Raw genomic sequence first — 22,524 nt, forward strand, 5'->3', positions numbered from 1 at the left:
AATTTTTATAAAGTTATTAAGTCAGGATTATACATAAACAGGTACACATATTCTTTTAAGCTCACCTGTTCTTATGCTATATATTCTCGTATTTGATTTCTTATATCCACCTATTTGCTTTTTTATTCTTACCAGCTGTGTCTACATAATACCCTTGCATCAAAATTGCCTATTTATGTATCTATATTTTAAATTTGCATGCCTATCAAATATCATTAATGAACTCTTTCCTTTTGCACGCATTTGCTTCAATTATTTCTACTCCTTTATGTTCACATAGCTTTCTTAATAATTGTTCTATATTTCCTTTTATCTTCCCATATATTACTTGTCTCCTATACTTAGGTGCGAAAACTATATGATATTTACAATTCCACTTGTTGTGTTATAAACTACTATTATCATATTGGATATACCTCCTTTGTTTAATGATTGTGGTCGGCAAACCTACTTTCATTTTACATTGAAGGTTTTATTTTTTTTACTCATAGCTAAAAGCTTTTTAGAACCACAGATATAACATGTGGTATTCTTTATACAAGAAAAAAACCTTGATTTCTCAAGGTTCTAAATGTATTTCCTTTTTATCTTAACCACGCACTCCACATGTGGTGTATGCGCAAACATATCCATCCCCCTAACTTTCTCCACTACATAGCCTTTGCCTATGAAGTATTTTAGATCTTCAACTAAGCTCTTTGGATTGCATGATACGTAGATTATATTTTTAGGATTAAATTCTGTTACGTATTTTAGTGCTACTGGGTGCACTCCTGGTCTTGGTGGGTCTAGTATTATTGTGTCAGGATTTTCTTTTAGGTTCCCTATTACTTTTGCTACGTCTCCTGCTATGAAGGTACAGTTGTTAAGATTGTTTAATTTAGCATTCTCTTTTGCTGCTTCTACTGCCTCTTCTATTAGTTCTATTCCTATTACTTTTTTAGCTTTTGGAGCTACTATTTGGCCTATGGTTCCTGTGCCACAGTATAAATCGAACACTACTTTGTCCTCTGTGTTTCCCATAAAATCACGGACTATGCTGTATAGTTTTTCTGCTCCTTTTGTGTTTGTTTGGAAGAATGCAAAAGGATTTATTTTAAATCTTAGTCCTAATAATTCATCGTATATGTATTCTCTTCCGTATAATACTTCTATTCTATCTGCTTGAACCACGTCACTTAAGGAATCGTTTATAGTATGTATTATCCCTGTTATATCCCCATTATAATCCTTACCATTTATAAGTTCTACAAGTTCTGTTAGGTCAAGCTCTACTTGTGATGTAGTAACTAAGTTTACTAGTATCTCACCTGTGTTTAGTCCTTTTCTTATAACTAGATTTCTTAGGTATCCTTCCCTTTTCATAACCTTATAATAAGTTAGGTTTTTTCCTCTAAAGTATTCTATAACAGTACTATGTATTTTTCTAAAGTCTTCATCTATTATCTCACAACAGCTCGTATTTACTATAGAAAATCCTCTATTCTTAACGTGCATTCCAAGGGTTAGTTCTCCACCTTTTTCCATGTCACCAAAGGTAAATTCCATTTTATTTCTATATGCAAATATATCTGGACTTCCTTCTACACCTTGAAATTCAAAGTTTTCAATTGAAGCTCCCTTAAATAGATTTAAAAGCTGCTCTTTTTTAAGTTCTAATTGCTTTTCATACGGGATTTGCTGGGCTGTACAGCCTCCACAGAACTCTGTTACAGGACACTTAGGTTCTATTCTATAGTCTACATCCTCTAAAATTTCTACTAATTTTGCTTCTACTCTTTCACTATTTTTCTTTTTAACTGTAGCTATAACTCTTTGCCCAGGAAATGTTCCCTTTACTAAAGCTTTAACTCCATCTACATAGGCTACCCCCATACCTGGGAATTCTGTTCCTTCTATAATAAATTCATAGTTTTTTCCTTTTCTCATGTTATCTCTCCTACTTATGTAATATATCTGTATCTATATTTGAATTTTAAACTTTATGTTAATCCATATTATTTTATCATAAAAGCTTATTTTAAAATAGTAATTGATGTTAATTCTTTATTTCTCACGATTTATGCAATTTATAACTACTTTAATTCCTATAAATATATTTTATTTAGGAAAACTTTCTTTTAACTTTTATCACTTTCTTTGAATTGAAAATTTAGATTTGATAACATAGTTATTATATACTAATTTAATTAAAATATTTTGTAAGGAGGATTATAATGGCTCAAAAAATATTAGGACTTATTATTATTTTACTAGGAATATTTGAAGCATATTTAGGTTTAAGCCTTCCAGAAGAAAGGGAAGTTGATGAAAATGCTATAAAAGAAAATTTTAATGAAATAAATAAAAGCTTTGTAAAATTTCAAAGGGCTTATTTTGTACTTATGGGGCTTTATACTGGCATAATAGGAGTGATTAATTTTATTAAACCTGTAAAATTGTATATAACTCTTATGCTTATAGCTCTTCCTATTATTATAAATAAACTTTTAGGACAACAATGGCTTAAAAAATTTAGAGAATGATATCTAAATTCTTTAATATATCTAAAAACACAGTATATTCTCTTTTTAAAATAGAGTTTTATCCTGTGTTTTTAGTTAGTTTAATATATTACTTATGTTAATTATTTTAAGTAATCTTTCATTTCTTTAAGAGTATTACAGTATTTGTTAAACCCTCTTAATAAATGTAGTTTTATGGAATCTTTTTATGTAATATATGAATTATAGTAACTTAAATGAAACTACACTAAATTCATTTTCTTTATGTATTATTTAAAAAAAGAGATTAAAACTATATTTTAGGAGGAGATTTTTATGAAAAAATTTTTATCTTCAATTTTAATAGGAACTCTTTTATTTTCTACTTTAGGCACTAGTGCCTTAGCAAAGGAAAACATTCAGAAGAATGAAATTAAGAGTAAAGTTTATAAAATAGCAAATGGTTCTAATGAGATTTTTGGTGAAGGTATACTTCTTCACGGTGATGAAGAGGAGAAAAAGAATACTAAAAATCCAAACTCCAATATTTATAGATTCCAAAGTGGTGGTATAGACCATACTCATCAATACTTGGTTGCTCGTGCTTTAGGTATCCTAGAAAATGATATGAGCCCTAAAATTGCAGATAAGCTATATGTTTACGGAGATACTCTATTAGAATTTGCAGATAAACCGGATATTGATGAAAAATCACCTTTTTATGCTCCATATTCTTCACACTTTTACAATCCCCATACAGGTAAAAACTATATAGGACAAAAGCAAAATACAGCCTTAATAAAATTTAAAGAACATGCTATGAATGCTAAGAAATTTTATAATATAAATAAACCATACGCCATAGAAGAACTTGGCAGAGCCTGTCATTATCTTGAGGATTTAAATGTACCTCACCATGCTGCAAATCTGGTTGCAGTGCTTAGTAACCATTCAGATTATGAAAGATTTGTAGATATGTATAGAAAAGATTTTGCTATATCCTCAGCAGAAGATACTTATGATAAATATAATGATATGGATTTTGAAAATTATTGTGAAGCTTTACTTAAAGACTGTGCTTTTAATGCTTATAATTTTAAGGATAAAGCTACCTCTAAAAAAGCTAGCGATTTAAGAGAAGCTAGTGAAAATGTAGTGCCTTACGCTCAAAAACATTTAGCGGCTTTTTTGTATAGATTTTTAGTTGAAGTTAAAGAAATTTAAACTTAAAACTATGGGAAAATAAATCTCTATATAGTATATACTGAAAATCAATCACTCATAATTATTTAAGGCTATTATAATAGTATCCTCATGGATTTCTTTTATAATAGCCTTTATTACTTCTAATTAATATATTTACTTATCTTACTAAAACCTATCATTAAAGTAATCTTATTTTTACATATTATTTAATAACTTATAATTTTTAAAAAGGTCCGTAATTTATACCTGTTGCTACTACTAACAACATAATTGCTATTAAATATAATACTCCGATTAATGGCATTATATACTTAAACCATTTATTAAAAGGTATTTTTGTATACATTAAAAATCCAACTAAAACTCCAACTGTAGGAAAACAAAGATTGCTTATTCCATCCCCTAACTGAAATGCTAAGATAGCTATTTGTCTATTTAATCCTACAATATCAGCTGCCGGTATCATTGATGGTAAAGTAATCATAGCCTGTCCACTTCCTGAAGGAATTAAAAAGTTTATCATTGATTGTACTAAAAACATTATAACTCCAGTTACCATTGGTTTAAATCCAGCTATAGAAGATGATATTGCCCTAATAATTGTATCTGATATATTTCCGCTATTCATAATTATTTGTATTGATTTTGCAATTCCAATGGCCATTGCCCCTGTAAATATTGTTTTACCACCTTCTAGTATTTCATTTACTATTTTCTCACCATCATATCCCGCTGCTATTCCAGCTACTATAGCTCCTATTATGTAAACTGCAGACATTTCTATTACTGTCCATTTTAAATTTAAAGTTCCATACACTATAACAGCTATGGTAATTACAAATATTAATAGTACAAGTTTATTTCTAAAATCAAACTTAGTTTCTGTACCATTGTCAATGTTAAGATGACTAAAATCTATATCATAAACCATACTTTTTGTAGGATCTAATTTTACTTTCTTCGCATATCTCAATACATAAATTGCAGAGACTATCATAAAAATAGCAAATATTATTAAACGATATACTATACCTGAGAACATAGGAAGTTCTGCAATACTTTGCCCTACACCTACATTCCAAGGGTTAGATGGCCCTGCTGTAAATCCTAAAACTATCCCTATTAAAGGTAAAGACATACCTACTATTACATCATATCCCAATGCCAAACTAATTCCAATTGTAATTGGTGCAAAAGGTATTGCAGCCTCTAGCATACCTGGAAAGGCTCCAAGACATCCAAAAAATAATAATATTCCAACTAATACAAAATGACTTTTTTCCTTTCCTATTAACTTATTTAAATGTAAAATTGCTGATTTTATAGCTCCCGTACCATTAATTAAATTAATAGCTCCTCCAATAGTAAGTATCATTATTATAAGTGGAGATGTTTCTTGAATACCTTTTGGTATACATTTAAACATCTCAAATATTCCAACTGGGGTTCTTGGTATATACTTAAAACTATTTACATCAACTACAGTCTTACCATCAACAACTTTTCTACTAAACTGTCCAGCTGGTATTAAATATGTTAATGCTGTCATAGCTACTATAATTATAAATAAAATTATAAAAGAGTGTGGAAATTTAAATTTCTTTTTATTCTCCGATTTTTTACAAGTTAAATTATTCATATGTTTACTCTCCTATTTATTTAATTCAATATACCCTACAGATGAATTGAAATAATTTTTTCCTATTTGTATATCAAGCTTATTATTTATAGAATTCATTTTTTCTACTATTTTTTCTTTTTTCTTATCTAATTCCATAGGATTTATGGTATGTATAAGTCCATCATAAATTGAATCAAACATATTGAATGGCATTCCTATTCCCATTTCAGAATCATCCCACTGACAAGAAAATCTAGTATTCGAACACAACATAGATAGGTTCATATCATTATTTTCATAAGGTCTAGCAGTTAACTCTGAGCATACCCCTTGATTTCCACATAATTTAATATTGTTAGCCATTCCATTGTGATATGTATAAGATTGTACTATTCTCATAGCTTGATAATTATTTGATATTATAATAAATACATCTGGACATATATCGAATTTCTCCAATGGCATCATTAAAACGCCATAAATCTTATGTTCTATATAAGTAATTTCCCTTTGAACAGCTTTAGCTCTAGAAATACTATCATAGGTTTTATAAGAAAAATATTGTTGTCCTGAAGTTACTCTTTCACTAGTGCTTCTTATGCCCAATGCCATTGCTGATGAATTACATTTAAAGTTCTTATTGCAAGCTTTAAAACTATTATTCTCTGAAGCCAACTTAACCATATAACAATAAGAAGCCATTATATCTAATTCCTTTGTAGGAATATTATTATATTCTTCTTCTGAATGAATAAATTTAACTCCTATTATTTTTCTTTTTAAATCTAAGTACTTATAAAAATCTTCAATTTTATCTTTTGATAACATCAAATTATCCCCCTAATGTATTACTTATTTTTCTTTTACAGATATACCCCGTTGTAATTTTTCTTAATATTGTGACTCCTAATCGTGCAATTATATATCTGAACTAATCAGAACTCTTAAACTATAATATCAATTCTCACCTCCTATTAATTTTAAAAATATAATTTTACATCTTTCATCATAAATTGATCGTTTTTTATTATTTAGTCTATAATTATATTATAAAACTAAAAAATCGCCATTTTACTCAATTATAGATTTTACTACTATGCAATATAAATTTATATATTTATAGGTTATTTATATAATTACTCTTTATACTATATGTTTTTTCTATAGTGTATTTTGTAATTACATTAAGAGAAGTTTAGATTATAAGTTATTAATACCTAATAATTAAAAAAGTTATGTTAGAATAATAACTTCCAACATAACTTTTTATATCTAAATTATATTTCCTTCTTTTAATATCTTTAAATACACATTTTCATCTATACTTAATATTTGTTCTTCTAAATTAGTTTCCTTTACGTTTAACTTACCTATCTCTGTATCAATAGTATACATTATATAAGATCCCATAAACATTCTAGATAAAACTTTGCCTTTAATTCCTTTACTATCTTTTAAAATTATAATATGTTCTGGTCTTATAAATTGTATTTTTCCTTCATTATTACTTATAACATTAGAATTACCTATAAAGTCTAATACAAATAAATTCTTAGGATTATTATATATCTCCTGTGGTGTTCCCATCTGTTCCAATTTCCCTTTATTCATAATAGCTATTTTATCCCCAATACTTAAAGCCTCTTCTTGGTCGTGAGTTACAAATATCATAGTTATATTAAATTTTCTTTGAATTTCTTTTATCTCTTCTCTCATTTTAACTCTTAACTTAGCATCTAAATTACTTAAAGGTTCGTCTAGAAGAAGTACTTTAGGCTTTATAATAATTGCCCTTATTAGTGCAACTCTTTGCTGTTGTCCTCCACTTAATTCATATATCTTTTTATTTTTATAAGGTAATAATCCTACTATTTCTAGATACTGTTCCCCATGTTTTATAGCATCTTTTTTATTATATCCTTTAAACTTTAAACCATAAATGACATTTTCAATTACTGTCATATGAGGAAAAAGTGCATAAGACTGAAATACTGTAGATACCGGTCTTTTTTCCGGTGGAAGACTTAAAATATCTTCTCCATCAATCTTTACATTACCATAATCCTCTTTTAAAAATCCCCCTATAAGTTTTAATGCGGTAGTTTTACCACAACCTGAGGGTCCTAAAAGACATAGAATTTCCCCCTTTTCTATATTTAAAGTTAAATTATCCAGCACCCTTTTATTTTCAAAAGTTTTACTTAATTTATCTATTTGAAGATACATCTGATTTACCTCTTTTCTCTCAAAATAAACTTAGAAAAAACTAAATTAACTATTAAGGTAATTAATATAATTATAGTTGCTATAGCTGCTCCAACTCCATAATTGCCAGTTTGTATGGCATCGAACATTTCTAAAGTGGCAACCTTTTGTCCCGGATAAACCAAAAATATTATAGAACCTACCGTAGTCATTGTAGATGTGAAATTATTTATAAAACCTAAGGCAAAAGCTCTTTTTAGGTTAGGAAATATAATATCACGTACTACATAAATACTTTTAGCCCCAAGGTCTCTTGCTGCATATTCAATATCTCCATTTATCTGAGAAATCACTGCACTACTAACTTTGGTGGTCATAGGCATCTGCTTAAAAATACAATTTAAAATTACTATAGAAACCGTTCCTGTAAGTTCTAAAGGTGGATTATTAAAAGCTAGAATATATCCTATTCCAAAAAAAGTACCTGGTATTATATAAGGAAGAGTTGAAACAAAATCTACAAATTTCATACATCTTATATTTTTTCTCTCTGTAAAATAAGCTATTAACATTCCTAGTATGCTTCCTAATACCCCTGCAATAAATGCATATACAATACTTCGAATAAAACAATTAAGATTAAAATTTTCAAGTTTTATATAGTGTTCAAAAGTAAACATAAATTTGTTATGTTTATATTTAGAAATGGATGATATAAAAATAGTTAGGTATTGAAGAAGCATTACAACTATATAACTTAAAGTTACTATACTTAAAATAATATTTAAAAGTCCTTTTATTTTAAAAACTGTATCCGTAGAAATTATTTTATTATTCCCTGATAAATTTAATGAAAACTTCTTCATATAAATTCTGTAAACAAAAAACGCTGTTAAAGCAGGAATTAAAATCAAAACGCTCATAGCAGAAGCCATGGAAATATTGCCACCAGCAATAATTTTCATATATACCTCTGTAGCTAATACATTAAAAGGTCCTCCTATTATCATTGGAGTTCCAAAATCAGCTAAAGATCTAATAAAGGTTAAAAGAGCGCATACTATTATTCCTGGTTTAATAATGGGAATTAATACTTTTTTTATTGCATAGGAGGATGAAGATCCTAAATCTTGTGAAGCCATTAAAAGATTTTTATCTATCCCCTTTATAATTCCTATAAGTAGTAAACTATTTAGGGATATATTAGATATAGTTTCCATTATAACTATACCACCCCATCCATAAGGGTTAATTGTTAATTTTAATAGATGATGGGTTATAAATCCACGTCTACCAAATAAATTTATATAAGCAAGGGAAGATACAAAAGGTGGTGATATCATAGTTATCATTAAAATAATCATTAATATCTTTTGCATTCTTCTACTGCTAAAACTTATGTAAATTGAAATACTTAAAGATATTACAGTGGCAAATATTGTAGTTAATATTCCAACAAAAATACTATTATATATAAGTTGTTTATTGTTATGTATTAAATTTTTATATAGTTCTAAACTAAATTTCCCTTCTATTAAGAAGCTTTCTTTTATTACACATATAATGGGCCAAAGTATAAATATAAAAGTTAATGAAATTATAGCTAGAAATAATAAAATCTCAAAAAAGTTATCAAAAAAGGTATCTATTTTAGATACCTTTTTATTTAAATTATTTACTTGCACCTTTATCTCCAACTAGTTTAGCCCATTTTTCTAAAACAACTTTTCTATTTTTACCAAATAAAGATAAGTCTTGCTTTAAAAGTTTATCCTTAGTAATTGAAAGTTCTACTCCCTCAAGGCTTGGTTTTATTAACTTAATAGTATCTTTTCCATCTAACTTAGCAAGCTCTCTTAAGTTTTCATCTTTATATACCCAAGATACAAATTTTTTAGCTGCCGTCATATTACTAGCATTTTTAAATACTGCAACACCATCTGGCATCCATGGAATGCCATCTGTTGGATATATTATACTTACATTCTTTTCATTTTTTAATTTTTCTACACTATTATCTATGTAAGTGATTCCTATAGCCATTTCACCTGCTGCTGTTTTTTGATTAGGATCTTTTCCTCTCTTAGAATAGAAAGGAATATTTTTATTTAATGCTTCAAAATACTTCCATCCTTCTTCTTCACCCTTATTTTGAAGTAATGAATTAACAACAGCATAATTTGTTCCTGAAACTGCCGGATTAGACATTAATATTTCACCTTTATATCTAGGATCTTTTAAATCATCCCAAGTTTTTGGTGCTTCTAATTTTTTCTCTTTTAAAACATCATTATTACTAATAAATCCGACTATGGTTAATCCCTTGCTAAACCAATAATTTTCTTTATCTTTAAAAGGTTCTACAATCTTTTCTGATTCTTCAAAATCACATTTTTCTAATAGCCCCTCTTCTTTTGCTTGCATAAAGGCATCAATACCGCCTCCAAACCAAACATCTCCCATTGGTTTTCCACCTTCTGCTTTAGTTCTTGAAAGAACCTCACCAGAAGACATGGATAAAAATTCAACTTTTACTCCTGTTTCTTTAGTAAACTTATCAAATAATGGTTTATAAACTTCAGAAGTAGTTACTACTTTTAGAGTCCCCCCCAACTTTTCTTCTGTTTTTGCATTTGTATCTTTCGAAGTTTCTTCCTTTTCTTTAGTAGCTTTTGATGAATTACAAGCTGTTAGAGAAAGGACCATTACTACTGAAATAAGCATACATAAAAACCTATTTTTTTTCTTCATTATATATGTCCCCCCATATTTTTATTAAATATTACAAAAGCAATTATATCACATATTTCAAAACATTCTTATATTGTTTTATTTTATAGATGTTTAAGTATCTATTGATAAAAACTATAGTTGATTATATATATTTTTTTTATGATAAAATATTTTTAGAAAATAGTATGTGCTAACTAGAAAGGATGTTAATTATGATTATAGATACTCACTTACATGAAAATAAATATTCTGAAGATAGCTTTCTTTCACTAGATGAAGCTATTTCTACAGCAAAACAAATTGGTCTAGATGGAATTTGTGTAACTGACCATGAAAGTAATGGTTTAAGAAAAGATATCGGACCTTTCTTTGAAAGAGATGGAATTTTAGTTATCGTTGGTGCTGAGATATTAACTTATGAAGGGGATATTTTAGTATTCGGAGTTGAAAATTTGCCAGAAGAAAAACTACATGCGAAAGAACTTCTACAAATAGTAAAAAATGTAGGTGGTGTAGCTATTTGCGCTCATCCTTATAGAAATAACAATAGAGGATTAGGTGATAACATAAGAGATCTACATACTCTTTTAGATGGAGTTGAAACCTTTAACGGAAGCACTTCTCCTCATGCCAATCTTTCTGCCTATTCTATAGCTATGGAATTTAAACTAGGCTGTTTTGGTGCCGGTGATTCTCATATTGCTGAAAAAGTTGGTACATATGCTACAGAATTTAAAAATCCTATAAAAAATGAAGAGGATTTTATTAACGCTGTTAAATCTAAAAATTATTGTCCCGTTATAAGAAAAAACAACTCCTTTGAGAGAATAAACATATATAATACTCTAAAATAAGTATTCTAAAATTAAATAAATTATAAAAAAGACTATTTTAAAGTTTCTTTACTATATTACTTTAAAAATAGTCTTTTTTTATTGTCTTTTAGAATATGTTTTAGAATAGTGCTAATAATATATAAATTTTTAAGGGAAATCAAAAATCCCTTCCTCTAATTTGTGTTTTAAAAATTATTAGTAAATTTGAATTTTCTATTTGCTTAAAGAGTCAATATATTCCTTGGCTTCTTTCAATCCAAGTCCAGTAGCAATTCTGTATTTTTTTACTGCTTCAACTTTTTTCCCTTCTAAAATAAGGCTTTTTAATTCATCTGTTATTGTATCAGGTACTCCAACTTGTTCAGAAATCTTATTTAAATTTATATTTATTCTTTGTATATCACCTCGTATCTGACTAATGCTACTTATTATCCATAATAATAGCCCTGCTAATGCAATTACACCAATAGTTATGTAATTCATACTTACACTCCTTTCAAGTTCATATAATTCTACAAATGAGTATTATATTATAGTTTGCCATGTCTAATTATAACATTAATTAGATTTCTCTGATTATCAATAGCAGTATCAATAAAACTTACTTATCTTTTTATATGATTCTAATTAAAACCTATTTCGTTTAAAAATTTTTCTGCTTCACTTCTCTTTTTAAAAATTATAATCTGCTTATTCCTATACTTAGTCACCTTTTCAATCTTTTTCATTTCTGATTCTATATTAAAATTCCATATATATTTTATAAATTCAAAGTCAAGTTTTTCTTGACACCCTTCTCCCATATCTGATCTTACTTTGTTTATATTAGTTATAACCCTTTTAAGATAGCTTAAAACACATACAGTTCTATTTAATTGGAAGCAAATAACTGTATCTGCCTTTTCAAGACGAATATCTAAAGTTCCACCATAATTACCATCAATTATCCATGTATCTCCTTGAACTAATTTTTCTTGTTTTTTTATCCATTTTTCTCTAGGTGTCTCTACCCATCCATAATTCCAAAACTCTTTGTCAAGGTGAATAAGTGGTATTCCTATTAATTTAGCAAGTTTTTTTGAGAATGTACTTTTGCCACTACCTGGAGAACCTATAATCATTATTCTTTTTCCTATCTTGTCCATACTTACTTTTCTCCTATACATCTTAAAGTAATAATTCTTTATACAAATTATAAATCTCTAACTTTAACCTACTATCTTTCTATTAAGGGACAATATATTAACTTCATTCAATATATCGTTCTGATTTTACCTTATTCTTTAAATAATTATATTAGTAGTTTTTAATTGAATTATACCTAAAATTTACTTAATTTATAATATAAACATTAGAAATATCAATGGATATGCATAACGAATATTTTTATTAAGCAAAATATATTCAATGCCATATAGAATTGAAACTATAACTGCAAATATACCTGTAGTAAGGTCTTGCATCAATATATGCATTAATCCCCAAGTAATACTAAGAAAAAATCCCCCCCAAGGAATCATCTTATTCTTAAAAAGCATTTCTCCTGCTCTTTGACCAAAGGTAATTGTTAGTACAATCAATAAAGCTTCAAAAATATAATAAATATATTGAAAGATAAATTTAATAGTACCATTCCTATTAAATTCAATAAATGGTTTAAATCCTTTCCATGCTACAAAACTAATTAGAGTTGTTATCATTAATAAAATTAAAGAAAAATTTAATTGTTTTTCACTTGGTTTATCCTTATATATAAACACATCAAAAGAATTATTCTTTTTTGAAAGTTTAATTAATAAAAACGCCACTGTTCCCCACATACTACACGTTAACAACCAATGTACAATATTCCCTAGTACCCCAAATTCACTAACTGACTTTCCAACTAGTATACTTTCCAAAAAAATAAGGAAAATTTCCATGCCAAATCCTGCAAAAGCATATAATCCTAAGGCAATATGATCATTCCATTTTATAGTCTTGTATTTAACCATTCTCCATCCCCCAAAAATATAAATAATATTCTATAATATATTACAAATAAAATTCTAACATACTAGTAAATTTCTTCAGAAAAAACTTTATGATTTTAAACTTAATATTAAAAAACATTTATTTAATGAAGATTTTATTTTTCTATGTATTTAATATTTTTTTAACTTAAATCCTAATATTTCTACGTCTTCATTTTTGTCTAAATTTTTATCATAATTTTTTCTTAGCTGTATTAAGTTTAAATGGTCAAATCCACACTCTCTATATAATTTTATGGCACTTGTATTTCTTGGTATAACATCAACAAACATTGAAACTACTTTCTTTTCAACCATTAGCTCGTCTAGCTTTCTCATAGCACCTTTTCCTATTCCCTTACCTCTATAATCCTCTAATATAAATAAGTCTTCTAACCAAGCTACATCTTGTCCTCCAAATTTCACAAAGAAAAATCCAACTGCCTTATGTTCTAAAAATACATTGTATACCGTTCCATCTTTAATCCATTGTTCTAATGTTTCTTCAGATTCCTCATCAGTTGACCAATACTTTTTAGGAGAATTGTTTAATTTTCTATGATAGTTCATTAATTCTGTAATCATTTTTACAGTGGTTAAAAATAATTCTTCTGATAATTCCTTAATAATAATATTCATCTTTTGTATCTCCTCTCAATTTAAGTTAGTATAAAGTTATTTACACTGATTTTCAATTTTTTTCAAGCTTCCACTAAGGTTTAATCATCTTTACAGCTTAAATGTCTATCATTAGTATCAATTTCAAGTGCATTAATGTCTTCAATCCATAGTTTTAACTGCTTAGGAGTTAACGGAATAAGCTCCATTCACTCAGTTTGTATTATCATTTTGTTACCTCCATTAAATAAAATCTTCCTGTAAACAACTCTCCAAATTCTAATTTAGCTATTTAACTAAAGTTTATTCACCAGTTTGTTTATCATAATTTCTAACTATCATTGCATTAGTTTTAAACATGTTGAATTTGTCATAAAAACTTGTTAAATTGTCGTCACAACTAAGGTCAATCATATAAAAATCACTTGTTTCCTCAATTGCTTTTTTTACTAATGTTTTTCCTATACCTCGATTTTTATACTCAGTTATTACCTCCATAAATCACCATTTATATTACTCAATATTAAATTAGAATTTACAAATTTAATTCACTTCTCAATCTTACACCCTCTTGGTCCCAAATATCGTATAGAAACAAGAAGTATGATAAGAATTAAAGCAAATGTAACTATAGAAATTGATGAAATATAGAATGATATCAAGAATCCAGAAATTCCAACCAATACTATTAAAAAAAGTACTCTCTTCAGTTTATGGACAGCAATTATAGGATTATATTTTTTCTGTTCTTCACTATCCATTTGATTGTACCACTTAAACCACTTAGATGACTTATTTTCATTTACTAGTGTATAAATAATAAAAATTAATAAGTTCACTGAACTAATTGTTAGAAGTCCACTTTGAAATTTGTCCATATCAATTCCTCCCTCCTTTACTATTTATCAAACTCGGGTTACATGTCCACGATCTATGAGGAATACATCGCCTATATATGAAGTGCTATCATTCGTACATATGATAGCACCGTCATCACATATCCCATGCAATGGATATTTTCGGGAAATCATAAGTAACTCCTTGGTTATATTATATTTATCAAAATGGGGTTCAACTGAAAATTCAACTAATCCCAGTGCTTCATATATTTTTAGTTCATCGTGTTCGCAGGTTAATGTACACACAGCAGTTTTTGTCATATTTATGGAACCTGCACTCATTCCGATAATCACACCTTTTTGTTCTCTGATACATGGTATGAGGCCGTAAGATTCCAAATAAGCGAACTGTGTAGGTGTATCGCCGCCTGCCAGCCATAAAACATCTGCATTTCTAACCATATCTTGCGGAGTTTATTTTGACATTCTTCCATCTATAACATTTACACTATTAAAAGTTATTTCACCATGTATCTTCATTATCTTTTATAAGCTACTTTTCACAAATCAAGCAATTATCAACCCTTGTTTAAAACATACTCTTATTTAAAAATATTTTTTTCAAAATCACCTTTCAATAAATCCATATATATAATATCTACAAATTCTCCAACTCTACCATCAAAATACCCATCTCTAATTACCCCTATTTCTTTAAACCCTAGTTTTTTGTAAAAACTCTGAGCTCTTTTATTATCATTCATAGTTGTCAACTCTATTTATTTCTTATAATACTCATCTCTCAAAAGTCCCATAATTATATCATCATAGTACTTCCCGTCTCTAAATATCTCCTTTCTTAATATGCCTTCTGTCTTAAAACCACATTTCTCATAACATTTTATTGCTCGTTTATTATACTCAAAAACATTTAATTTAATTTTGTGTATATTCATCTGTTCAAAAATAAATTTAATTAAAATGTTTAAAGTATCTGTTCCATATCCTTTATTCCAGTATTCCTTATCACCTATAAATATTCCAATAGTTACTATACTGTTTTTCCAATCAAGCTCATTTATACCACATCCACCTATATACTTATTTTCCTCCAATGTTTCAACAGCAAAAACATAAGTCTGATTCAATGCAGATACTTTTTCAAACCATTTTTCTTCATCTTCATAAGTATATAAATAAGGAATGCCTGGATTTATCATTTTCTTCACTTCCGCATCATTTACAAACCCTTGAGCTAATTTAATATCTTCTTTTTTATATTCACGTAATCTAACCTTTTCACCTTTGTACATAAAATCTCCCTCCCTAAAATACAATTGATACGTAATATAAGAATATTACATATTAAGAAAACGTAATGATTCTTCCGAAATTATTAACCCAGTTTCTTCCCTTACCTCTCTTATTATATATTGTTCAAGGCTTTCATTTATTTTAAGTCCACCACCTATTAAAGCCCAACGATCACTGTCTGTTCTTTTTTCAAATAACACCTTTCCATTATATCTAATAATTGAACAAGTCCCTATGTGAATGGACTTATTGGGTTTTGGTGCATTATTATCTTTATAATAAAACTTTGCTTCTCCCAAATTGATTTCCTCCTCACATTTGAAAAATAATTATATGACCATATTTAACTATCAAATTATGATTTTCATAAGTTTATAATTGAAAAGAGGGATTAAGCTCCCTCTTTTAAGAATTTATATTGTGTCATATATAATTTATAGTAAGTTCCTTTCTTTTTAATTAGCTCTTCGTGAGTTCCACATTCTTTAATTCCTCCATCTTCTATAACCATGATTTTGTCACAATCTCTTATGGTTGATAGTCTGTGAGCTATTACGAAGGATGTCCTTCCTTTTAGAAGTTTCTTAATACCTTCTTGCACAAGCATTTCTGTGTATGTGTCTATATTAGAGGTTGCCTCGTCTAATATTAAAATTCTAGGGTCTGCAAGTAAGGCTCTTGCAAAGGATATAAGTTGTCTCTGTCCTACAGATAGTCTTGAACCTCTCTCTTTTACTTCTGTATCATAGCCTTTCTCCAAGCCTTGTATAAATCCATGAGCATTAACTGCTTTTGCAGCATTCATGATTTCTTCATCTGTAGCATCTAGCTTTCCATACTTAATATTTTCTTTTATAGTGTCTGAAAATAAGAAGGTATCTTGGAGCATAATACCCATTTGACTTCTTAAGGACTCTAAATCTACATCCTTTATATTTATTCCATCTATTAAAACCTCACCTAAATTCACATCATAAAAACGGCTAATTAAATTTATAATAGTAGTTTTTCCTGCTCCTGTGGCACCAACTAAGGCTATACTTTCTCCTTCATTTACTTTAAAGCTTAAATTATCTAATACCTTAGTTTCCTTATCATAAGAAAAGTCTACATTTTTAAATTCTATATTACCCTTAATTTTAGGCATTGATGGTGCTCCATCCTCTGAACTTAAGAGTGGATTTAAATCTAAAATTTCAAATATTCTTTCTCCCGCTGCAAGATTAGTAATTAGTGTATTGTAGAAATCACTAATATTCATTATAGGTCTCCAAAACATAGTTATATAAATTGTAAAGGATATTAAAGTACCAATTGAAATATCTCCACTATTTATTAATCTAATTCCTGCAATATATACAAGTATTGAGCCAGCACCCCAAGAAAGTTCTACCAAGGGCCAAAAAAAATCATTTAATCTTACTGATCTTATAAAGGCTTTCAGCATATCTTCTGTCATTTCTTTAAAAGTATTTGCTCTTTTTTCTTCTGATGCATAGCTTTGAACTAACTTTATTCCTGAAAAATCTTCATGGGTAAAAGCATTTAAGTTGGAACGTTTTTGCCTAAATTTCCCCCAACGTTTTGTAGATATTGCTTCTATAGAAAAAAGTGCTATAAAAAGTATTGGAAGTATAGTAATTGACCAAAGGGCTAACTTATAATTCATCCAAAACATCATTAAAGTTACAGATATAAGACTTAAAAGTTCTGGAACTAGGTTTGTAACACTAGTATTAAATAAATCTTGTAGAGCATTAACATCTCCCATAACACGAGCTAGTATTTTACCAACTGGCCTATTATCGAAAAATGAAAATGAAAGTTTTTGAATATGAGTATATAATTCATGTCTTATATTTATTAAAATCTTATTTGTAATCTTAGCCATATCTTTTATTCTTTTCTTTGAAGCAATCATTGCTAATAAGTTTAATACTGTAAGTATTATCGCTATTATAGCAAGTCCGTTTATATCTTTATTTTTAATATGAGTGTCTATTGCAATTTTTAATAAGTACGGATTTAATAATGAGCAAATCATAACAAACACCATTAATGTAATTACTACTGCAACCTCTTTTTTAAAGGGTTTTAAATATTTTAGTAATCGTTTTATTATATAGGACTTAGAATGATAACTTATTTTCTCGTCCTCTCTTGTTGCATTAATAGCCATTATATCACCTCTTTTTCTTCACTTTCTTTTATAAAGTCTTTAAATTGTTCACTATAGATTTCGTAATATTTACCATTCTTTTCTAACAGCTCTCTATGGGTTCCATATTCTGCAATCTCTCCATTATCCATAAAGATAATTAAATCTGCATTTTTAACCGCTGAAATCCTATGAGCTATTATGAAAGTTGTGCTTTGTTTTTTTCTTTCATTTAAGTTTTTAAGAAGTTTAAATTCTGTCTCCATATCCAAAGCTGAAGTTGAGTCATCTAATATTAATATAGGTGCTTCCTTAATTAGAGCTCTAGCTATAGAAAGTCTTTGTTTTTGTCCTCCAGATAGACCAATACCTCTTTCCCCTATTACGGTGTTATAACCTTCTGGGAGGTTTTCTATAAATTTATCTGCACAAGCTAGGCTACAAGCCTCTTTAATTTCTTCCAATGTTCCTTCACTTTTACCTAATTTTAAATTTTCTTCTACAGTATCAGAAAATAGGAATACCTCTTGAGGGATAACTGCCATGGAGTTTCTTAGAGTATAAAGGTCTAAATCTTTAATATTAGTACCATCTATATAAACCCCACCTTCTGATACATCATAATATCTTCCTATTAAGTTTATTAAGGAACTTTTTCCAGAACCTGTAGTTCCCATAACTGCTACGGTCATGCCTTTTCTTACTTTGAAATTTATATTTTTTAAAACTTCCTCACTATTGTATTTAAAACTTACATTTTTAAATTCTATATCACCCTTTATCATAGATGGTTTTATAGGATTATCTGAATTTTTAATCTCTGGGTCTATATCTAGAATTTTAAATATCTTCTTTGTTGATGCTTTGTTTTGGGCTAACATATTAGTAAGCCAACCTAGCATTCTCATAGGCCAAATTAAATTAAATATATATCCATTAAAAGCAACTAGTGTTCCTATGGACTCACCCTTTATAACTAAATACCCTCCAAAAGTTATCATAATAACTATAGACAAGTTCGTTAAAAACTCCATAAAGGGAAAGTGATCTGAAAGTACTTTAGCTTGTTTCATATTAAGTTTATAATATGCTTTATTCATATTTAAAAATTTTAAAATCTCATGTTTTTCTCTTGCAAAGGCTTTAACTAACCTGACACCTGCTATATTTTCCTGAGCTACTGTGTTCATTTCTGCATTATGATCACTTATATCGTCATAAACTTTAGATTCTTTCTTTTCAAGATTTATAGCTATAAATCCTATAGGTATCATAACTAAAATACAAGCTATGGCAAGTTTATAGTTGAGATAAAGTAATGCAATAGATGCAAATATAACATAGATTATATTTTCTATAAAAAGCCTTAAACCAAAAGATAAGGTTCTCCAAATATTCTCCACATCTTCTCCTATTCTTGACATAAGTTCGCCTGTATTCATATTATCAAAATATTTAAAAGGCAGTTTTTGAATATGCTCAAATAAGTCTACCTTAATATCTCTATGAACATATGTGCCGAAAACATCGAATAGATATTCTTTTATATATCCAATAATTGATCTTAAAATAGTAATTACTAAAATTGCTGAAAGTATTGGCACTATTAAAGTCTTATTTCCTCCAATAATCACCTTATCTATAAGTTCTTTTGAAAGATAAGGTATCATTAAATCTAATATTATGCTAAATATCATGGCTATGGTTGGTACTATTACTAAAACCTTGTACCTACCTATATACTTTAAAATATGTTTCAATATCATCACTCCTTTTTACTGTAAATGGCAAAATTAAAAGGCCATGGAAAACCATGACCTTAAAACGCCTATACGGGCCCATATAATCATAAAAAGGTCATGGATGATACCCCATGACCTTAAAGATGTCCTCTAATAAAATATTAGTAGAACTCTATGTATAAAAGCTTCACTTTTATTTTCTCAAATCCTCATATACAGAGATAGGGTTACCATTTAAATTTATTTTGTTGTAATTTTTTAAAACTCCTGAATTTCCTTTGGAAAACATTAAGTTACACATATTGCCTACCTCCTTTTCTATTATTTAGAATAACAAACAAATTTTATTCTATACTAAATAGTATATTGCATTATATTTATAAAGTCAACACCCTTTTTTAAAATTTTCTGCATATTTATAAATAATTAAAGCACTATAATTTCAAAAAATTATAGTGCTTTATATTATAAAAATAAATTATATTCCTTTGCTTACTTTTAAATAAATATACTTATTTATGGTTTTCTTTAGCTTTTGCCATGAATTCTTCTATTTCATCTACTTCTTTTATTATATCTTTTGATAAGTTAATGCAACCATCTTCAGTTACAAGTAGATCGTCTTCTATTCTAATTCCAATGCTTTCTTCTGCAATATAAAGACCTGGCTCATTAGTTAAAACCATTCCTGGTTTTAGTGGAATATTATAATCTCCAACATCATGAGTATCTAATCCTAAATGATGTCCAAAAGTATGGAAGTAGTAATTGATTAATTCACTTTCTTCTTTAATTAGGCCAAGTTCCATACATCCCTTTGCAAGTTCTTTTTTAGATAGTTCATTAATATCTCTCCATAAAACACCTGGTTTAACAGCAGCTTCTATAGCCTTTTGAGCTCTTAATACTGCATTATATACAGCTTTTTGTCTTTCAGTAAATTTTCCGTTAGCTGGGAATGTACGAGATATATCACCATTATATAATTTATGCTGAGCACCTAAATCTAAAAGTACTAAAGTATTATCTTCTACTTTGCAATTATTATCTTCATAGTGAAGAACTGTTCCATTATGTCCTGAACCTATAATTGTATTAAATGCTGTAAATGTAACACCATTTTTCTTTAAAGAGTAATCAAAATAAGCTTCAAGTTCGTACTCCATCATACCTGGTTTTGCATTAGACCACATATTATAGATACCTTCTTTAGTTATTTCAATTGCCTTTTTAATTAATTCAATTTCTTCTTCTGTCTTTACTAATCTTAAATCTGCTATTTTATTGTATACATTTTTAATGTTGAAATGTGGATATTTTCTGATTATTTCTTCTGAGAATTCTTGAGCTTCTGTTTTTCTTATACCATATTCTTGTCTTTCAAGATCTAAATATATATCTTCAAGACCTAGCCTTACCCCAACACGTCCAAAAGCATCTTGGAATTGATCTAGATATTTAATATTATCTATACCTGTAATTTCTTGAGCTTCTTCTGCAGATATTCTTTCCCCTACCCATCTTGCCATTACAGGGTCTTGTCTTTCAATGTATAGACTTTCAGTAACTTGTCCACCCATTTTAATTAACATGAATATAGCTTTTTCCCTTGGAAAACCTGTAATATAATAGAAGTTTCTATTTTGTACCCATGAGTATTTATAATCTGCTGATTTATAAGGCGCATCTCCTGCAAAAAGTACAACAACAGAGTTATCTTCTAATTGTTCTGATAACCTTTTTCTGTTTTTAATGAAAAATTCTTTATTCATTATTTTCCCCCCATTTTAAAAATTTTACCATTCTCTTACTACTAAACTATCACTTTATATGGTAAATTTCAATACATATATCTAAATTATATAAAATAACTTTTTATTTAATATCTTTTCTATTATAATTAGTATATTAATACCAAAATTATATATGTACTATTTGCTTCATAAGATAATCTAGTAAATTTTTAGGTGGTGCAACTTATGTTTAAATTAATATTTTTATGTGTAGCAGGATTCTTAGCAGCGTTTGTAGATGCCATTGCAGGCGGAGGGGGATTAATTAGTGTTCCAGCCTTTTTAATGGCAGGCATACCTCCTCACTTAACCTTAGGAACTAATAAATTTTGTGCAACTTCAGGCTCTTTAACCAGCTCTATAAAATTCGCAAAAAGTAAAAAGGTAAATTTTAATCTTATAAAATATTTAATTCCTTTCACTTTTTTAGGTTCTGTTCTTGGCGTTGTGGTAGTTGGATTCATACCTTCAGACTTCCTTCAAGGAATTGTATTTATAATGATTCTATTTATAGGAGTGTATACTATATTTTCTAAAACTTTAGGTATGGAAGATAAGGAAATTACCTTAAGTAAAAAACACATCTTATATGGTATTATATTTGCTTTTTCTCTTGGTTTTTATGATGGGTTCTTTGGACCTGGTACAGGCTCTTTTTTAATATTTGGTTTTATAAAAATTTTTGGACATGATTTTACGAAGGCAACTGGAAATGCAAAATTTCTAAACTTTATAAGTAATGTTTCTGCTCTTTTAATGTTTGCTATAAAAGGACAAATCATTTATAGCTATGCCATTCCTATAGCAATATTTATGATATTAGGTGCAAAAATTGGAACTAAACTTGCTATAGATAATGGAGCTAGATTTATAAAACCTATATTTATAGTAATGTCTCTTGCTGTTGGAATTAAAATATTATTTCCTTATATTAATAAACTTTTTTAAAATTAGTCTTTGTAAA

Annotated in this window: 23 protein-coding genes and 1 pseudogene; 4 read left to right on the plus strand and 20 right to left on the minus strand. The window is 28.1% G+C overall.

Translation table 11 applies throughout. From position 1 onward, the window contains the following. Nucleotides 1-71: 71 nt before the first annotated feature. Together FGL08_RS09000 and rlmD are read right to left on the minus strand one after the other, a co-directional pair. Nucleotides 72-358: pseudogene (locus FGL08_RS09000) on the minus strand (transposase). A gap of 209 nt (nucleotides 359-567) precedes the next feature. After that, complete coding sequence (gene rlmD, locus FGL08_RS09005) at nucleotides 568-1,929, minus strand: 23S rRNA (uracil(1939)-C(5))-methyltransferase RlmD (protein ID WP_138210470.1); 1,362 nt, start codon at nucleotides 1,927-1,929, stop codon at nucleotides 568-570. 287 nt (nucleotides 1,930-2,216) lie between these two features. Here rlmD and FGL08_RS09010 point away from each other — a divergent pair, with 287 nt between their 5' ends. Continuing rightward, nucleotides 2,217-2,525 carry a hypothetical protein gene (locus FGL08_RS09010; RefSeq protein ID WP_138210471.1) on the plus strand — a complete coding sequence of 103 codons (309 nt, stop codon included), beginning with the start codon at nucleotides 2,217-2,219 and terminating at the stop codon, nucleotides 2,523-2,525. A gap of 294 nt (nucleotides 2,526-2,819) precedes the next feature. Further along, nucleotides 2,820-3,707 (plus strand): phospholipase C/P1 nuclease family protein, encoded by an 888-nt coding sequence (locus FGL08_RS09015; RefSeq protein ID WP_138210472.1) that lies wholly within the window; start codon nucleotides 2,820-2,822, stop codon nucleotides 3,705-3,707. 205 nt (nucleotides 3,708-3,912) lie between these two features. Here the strand turns inward: FGL08_RS09015 and FGL08_RS09020 are convergent, their stop codons facing one another. From FGL08_RS09020 to FGL08_RS09040, 5 genes are all read right to left on the minus strand, one after another. Beyond that, nucleotides 3,913-5,328: a YfcC family protein gene (locus FGL08_RS09020; RefSeq protein ID WP_138210473.1), complete on the minus strand. Its 1,416-nt coding sequence runs from the start codon at nucleotides 5,326-5,328 to the stop codon at nucleotides 3,913-3,915. Nucleotides 5,329-5,340: 12 nt separating this feature from the next. Then, entirely contained in the window at nucleotides 5,341-6,138 is a 798-nt protein-coding gene (locus FGL08_RS09025; RefSeq protein ID WP_138210474.1) for a DUF169 domain-containing protein, read from the minus strand. 444 nt (nucleotides 6,139-6,582) lie between these two features. Next, nucleotides 6,583-7,536: an ABC transporter ATP-binding protein gene (locus FGL08_RS09030; protein WP_138210475.1), complete on the minus strand. Its 954-nt coding sequence runs from the start codon at nucleotides 7,534-7,536 to the stop codon at nucleotides 6,583-6,585. Nucleotides 7,537-7,541: 5 nt separating this feature from the next. After that, nucleotides 7,542-9,200: an ABC transporter permease gene (locus FGL08_RS09035; RefSeq protein ID WP_197733548.1), complete on the minus strand. Its 1,659-nt coding sequence runs from the start codon at nucleotides 9,198-9,200 to the stop codon at nucleotides 7,542-7,544. Beyond that, nucleotides 9,187-10,266 (minus strand): ABC transporter substrate-binding protein, encoded by a 1,080-nt coding sequence (locus tag FGL08_RS09040; RefSeq protein WP_138210476.1) that lies wholly within the window; start codon nucleotides 10,264-10,266, stop codon nucleotides 9,187-9,189. The genes FGL08_RS09035 and FGL08_RS09040 overlap by 14 nt, the downstream gene beginning before the upstream one ends. Nucleotides 10,267-10,460: 194 nt before the next feature. Between FGL08_RS09040 and FGL08_RS09045 the strand changes: the two genes are divergently transcribed. Next, nucleotides 10,461-11,102, plus strand: coding sequence for a PHP domain-containing protein (locus tag FGL08_RS09045; RefSeq protein WP_138210477.1), 642 nt, complete (start codon nucleotides 10,461-10,463; stop codon nucleotides 11,100-11,102). A 195-nt stretch (nucleotides 11,103-11,297) separates the two neighbouring features. Here FGL08_RS09045 and FGL08_RS09050 read toward each other — a convergent pair whose 3' ends face one another. The 13 genes from FGL08_RS09050 to FGL08_RS09120 all read right to left on the minus strand — a co-directional run bounded on the left by FGL08_RS09050 (nucleotide 11,298) and on the right by FGL08_RS09120 (nucleotide 21,539). After that, nucleotides 11,298-11,567: a ribosomal protein L7/L12 gene (locus tag FGL08_RS09050; RefSeq protein ID WP_138210478.1), complete on the minus strand. Its 270-nt coding sequence runs from the start codon at nucleotides 11,565-11,567 to the stop codon at nucleotides 11,298-11,300. A 140-nt stretch (nucleotides 11,568-11,707) separates the two neighbouring features. After that, on the minus strand, nucleotides 11,708-12,229 hold the full coding sequence (locus FGL08_RS09055) for a DNA topology modulation protein (RefSeq protein WP_138210479.1): 522 nt from the start codon (nucleotides 12,227-12,229) through the stop codon (nucleotides 11,708-11,710). A gap of 192 nt (nucleotides 12,230-12,421) precedes the next feature. Further along, nucleotides 12,422-13,078, minus strand: coding sequence for a hypothetical protein (locus tag FGL08_RS09060; protein ID WP_138210480.1), 657 nt, complete (start codon nucleotides 13,076-13,078; stop codon nucleotides 12,422-12,424). A gap of 150 nt (nucleotides 13,079-13,228) precedes the next feature. Further along, nucleotides 13,229-13,735, minus strand: a complete 507-nt coding sequence (locus FGL08_RS09065) for a GNAT family N-acetyltransferase (protein ID WP_138210481.1) — start codon at nucleotides 13,733-13,735, stop codon at nucleotides 13,229-13,231. 282 nt (nucleotides 13,736-14,017) lie between these two features. Further along, the gene (locus FGL08_RS09075; RefSeq protein WP_138210482.1) at nucleotides 14,018-14,212 is read right to left on the minus strand and encodes a GNAT family N-acetyltransferase; all 195 of its coding nucleotides are present in this window, start codon (nucleotides 14,210-14,212) and stop codon (nucleotides 14,018-14,020) included. Between the two features lie 50 nt (nucleotides 14,213-14,262). After that, the gene (locus tag FGL08_RS09080; RefSeq protein ID WP_138210483.1) at nucleotides 14,263-14,592 is read right to left on the minus strand and encodes a hypothetical protein; all 330 of its coding nucleotides are present in this window, start codon (nucleotides 14,590-14,592) and stop codon (nucleotides 14,263-14,265) included. A 27-nt stretch (nucleotides 14,593-14,619) separates the two neighbouring features. Then, nucleotides 14,620-15,015, minus strand: a complete 396-nt coding sequence (locus FGL08_RS09085; RefSeq protein WP_138210484.1) for a Type 1 glutamine amidotransferase-like domain-containing protein — start codon at nucleotides 15,013-15,015, stop codon at nucleotides 14,620-14,622. A 140-nt stretch (nucleotides 15,016-15,155) separates the two neighbouring features. Further along, entirely contained in the window at nucleotides 15,156-15,317 is a 162-nt protein-coding gene (locus FGL08_RS09090) for a GNAT family N-acetyltransferase (protein ID WP_179951328.1), read from the minus strand. Nucleotides 15,318-15,332: 15 nt separating this feature from the next. Continuing rightward, complete coding sequence (locus FGL08_RS09095) at nucleotides 15,333-15,866, minus strand: GNAT family N-acetyltransferase (protein WP_138210485.1); 534 nt, start codon at nucleotides 15,864-15,866, stop codon at nucleotides 15,333-15,335. Between the two features lie 45 nt (nucleotides 15,867-15,911). Then, on the minus strand, nucleotides 15,912-16,166 hold the full coding sequence (locus FGL08_RS09100; RefSeq protein ID WP_197733549.1) for an NUDIX domain-containing protein: 255 nt from the start codon (nucleotides 16,164-16,166) through the stop codon (nucleotides 15,912-15,914). A gap of 92 nt (nucleotides 16,167-16,258) precedes the next feature. Continuing rightward, nucleotides 16,259-18,046: an ABC transporter ATP-binding protein gene (locus tag FGL08_RS09110; RefSeq protein WP_138210486.1), complete on the minus strand. Its 1,788-nt coding sequence runs from the start codon at nucleotides 18,044-18,046 to the stop codon at nucleotides 16,259-16,261. After that, nucleotides 18,046-19,791: an ABC transporter ATP-binding protein gene (locus FGL08_RS09115; RefSeq protein ID WP_415578620.1), complete on the minus strand. Its 1,746-nt coding sequence runs from the start codon at nucleotides 19,789-19,791 to the stop codon at nucleotides 18,046-18,048. The genes FGL08_RS09110 and FGL08_RS09115 overlap by 1 nt, the downstream gene beginning before the upstream one ends. Nucleotides 19,792-20,279: 488 nt before the next feature. Beyond that, nucleotides 20,280-21,539 carry an aminopeptidase P family protein gene (locus FGL08_RS09120; RefSeq protein ID WP_138210488.1) on the minus strand — a complete coding sequence of 420 codons (1,260 nt, stop codon included), beginning with the start codon at nucleotides 21,537-21,539 and terminating at the stop codon, nucleotides 20,280-20,282. Nucleotides 21,540-21,746: 207 nt separating this feature from the next. Here FGL08_RS09120 and FGL08_RS09125 point away from each other — a divergent pair, with 207 nt between their 5' ends. Continuing rightward, nucleotides 21,747-22,508 (plus strand): TSUP family transporter, encoded by a 762-nt coding sequence (locus tag FGL08_RS09125; RefSeq protein WP_138210489.1) that lies wholly within the window; start codon nucleotides 21,747-21,749, stop codon nucleotides 22,506-22,508. Nucleotides 22,509-22,524 lie beyond the last annotated feature (16 nt).

This window comes from Hathewaya histolytica, assembly GCF_901482605.1.
GTDB classification, from domain to species: Bacteria; Bacillota; Clostridia; order Clostridiales; family Clostridiaceae; genus Hathewaya; species Hathewaya histolytica.

Coding starts and splice junctions, on each gene's coding strand:
- rlmD (WP_138210470.1), bottom strand. CDS start 1,929: ATGAGAAAAGGAAAAAACTATGAATTTATTATAGAAGGAACAGAATTC.
- FGL08_RS09010 (WP_138210471.1), top strand. CDS start 2,217: ATGGCTCAAAAAATATTAGGACTTATTATTATTTTACTAGGAATATTT.
- FGL08_RS09015 (WP_138210472.1), top strand. CDS start 2,820: ATGAAAAAATTTTTATCTTCAATTTTAATAGGAACTCTTTTATTTTCT.
- FGL08_RS09020 (WP_138210473.1), bottom strand. CDS start 5,328: ATGAATAATTTAACTTGTAAAAAATCGGAGAATAAAAAGAAATTTAAA.
- FGL08_RS09025 (WP_138210474.1), bottom strand. CDS start 6,138: ATGTTATCAAAAGATAAAATTGAAGATTTTTATAAGTACTTAGATTTA.
- FGL08_RS09030 (WP_138210475.1), bottom strand. CDS start 7,536: ATGTATCTTCAAATAGATAAATTAAGTAAAACTTTTGAAAATAAAAGG.
- FGL08_RS09040 (WP_138210476.1), bottom strand. CDS start 10,266: ATGAAGAAAAAAAATAGGTTTTTATGTATGCTTATTTCAGTAGTAATG.
- FGL08_RS09045 (WP_138210477.1), top strand. CDS start 10,461: ATGATTATAGATACTCACTTACATGAAAATAAATATTCTGAAGATAGC.
- FGL08_RS09050 (WP_138210478.1), bottom strand. CDS start 11,567: ATGAATTACATAACTATTGGTGTAATTGCATTAGCAGGGCTATTATTA.
- FGL08_RS09055 (WP_138210479.1), bottom strand. CDS start 12,229: ATGGACAAGATAGGAAAAAGAATAATGATTATAGGTTCTCCAGGTAGT.
- FGL08_RS09060 (WP_138210480.1), bottom strand. CDS start 13,078: ATGGTTAAATACAAGACTATAAAATGGAATGATCATATTGCCTTAGGA.
- FGL08_RS09065 (WP_138210481.1), bottom strand. CDS start 13,735: ATGAATATTATTATTAAGGAATTATCAGAAGAATTATTTTTAACCACT.
- FGL08_RS09075 (WP_138210482.1), bottom strand. CDS start 14,212: ATGGAGGTAATAACTGAGTATAAAAATCGAGGTATAGGAAAAACATTA.
- FGL08_RS09080 (WP_138210483.1), bottom strand. CDS start 14,592: ATGGACAAATTTCAAAGTGGACTTCTAACAATTAGTTCAGTGAACTTA.
- FGL08_RS09085 (WP_138210484.1), bottom strand. CDS start 15,015: ATGGTTAGAAATGCAGATGTTTTATGGCTGGCAGGCGGCGATACACCT.
- FGL08_RS09090 (WP_179951328.1), bottom strand. CDS start 15,317: ATGAATGATAATAAAAGAGCTCAGAGTTTTTACAAAAAACTAGGGTTT.
- FGL08_RS09095 (WP_138210485.1), bottom strand. CDS start 15,866: ATGTACAAAGGTGAAAAGGTTAGATTACGTGAATATAAAAAAGAAGAT.
- FGL08_RS09110 (WP_138210486.1), bottom strand. CDS start 18,046: ATGGCTATTAATGCAACAAGAGAGGACGAGAAAATAAGTTATCATTCT.
- FGL08_RS09115 (WP_415578620.1), bottom strand. CDS start 19,791: ATGATATTGAAACATATTTTAAAGTATATAGGTAGGTACAAGGTTTTA.
- FGL08_RS09120 (WP_138210488.1), bottom strand. CDS start 21,539: ATGAATAAAGAATTTTTCATTAAAAACAGAAAAAGGTTATCAGAACAA.
- FGL08_RS09125 (WP_138210489.1), top strand. CDS start 21,747: ATGTTTAAATTAATATTTTTATGTGTAGCAGGATTCTTAGCAGCGTTT.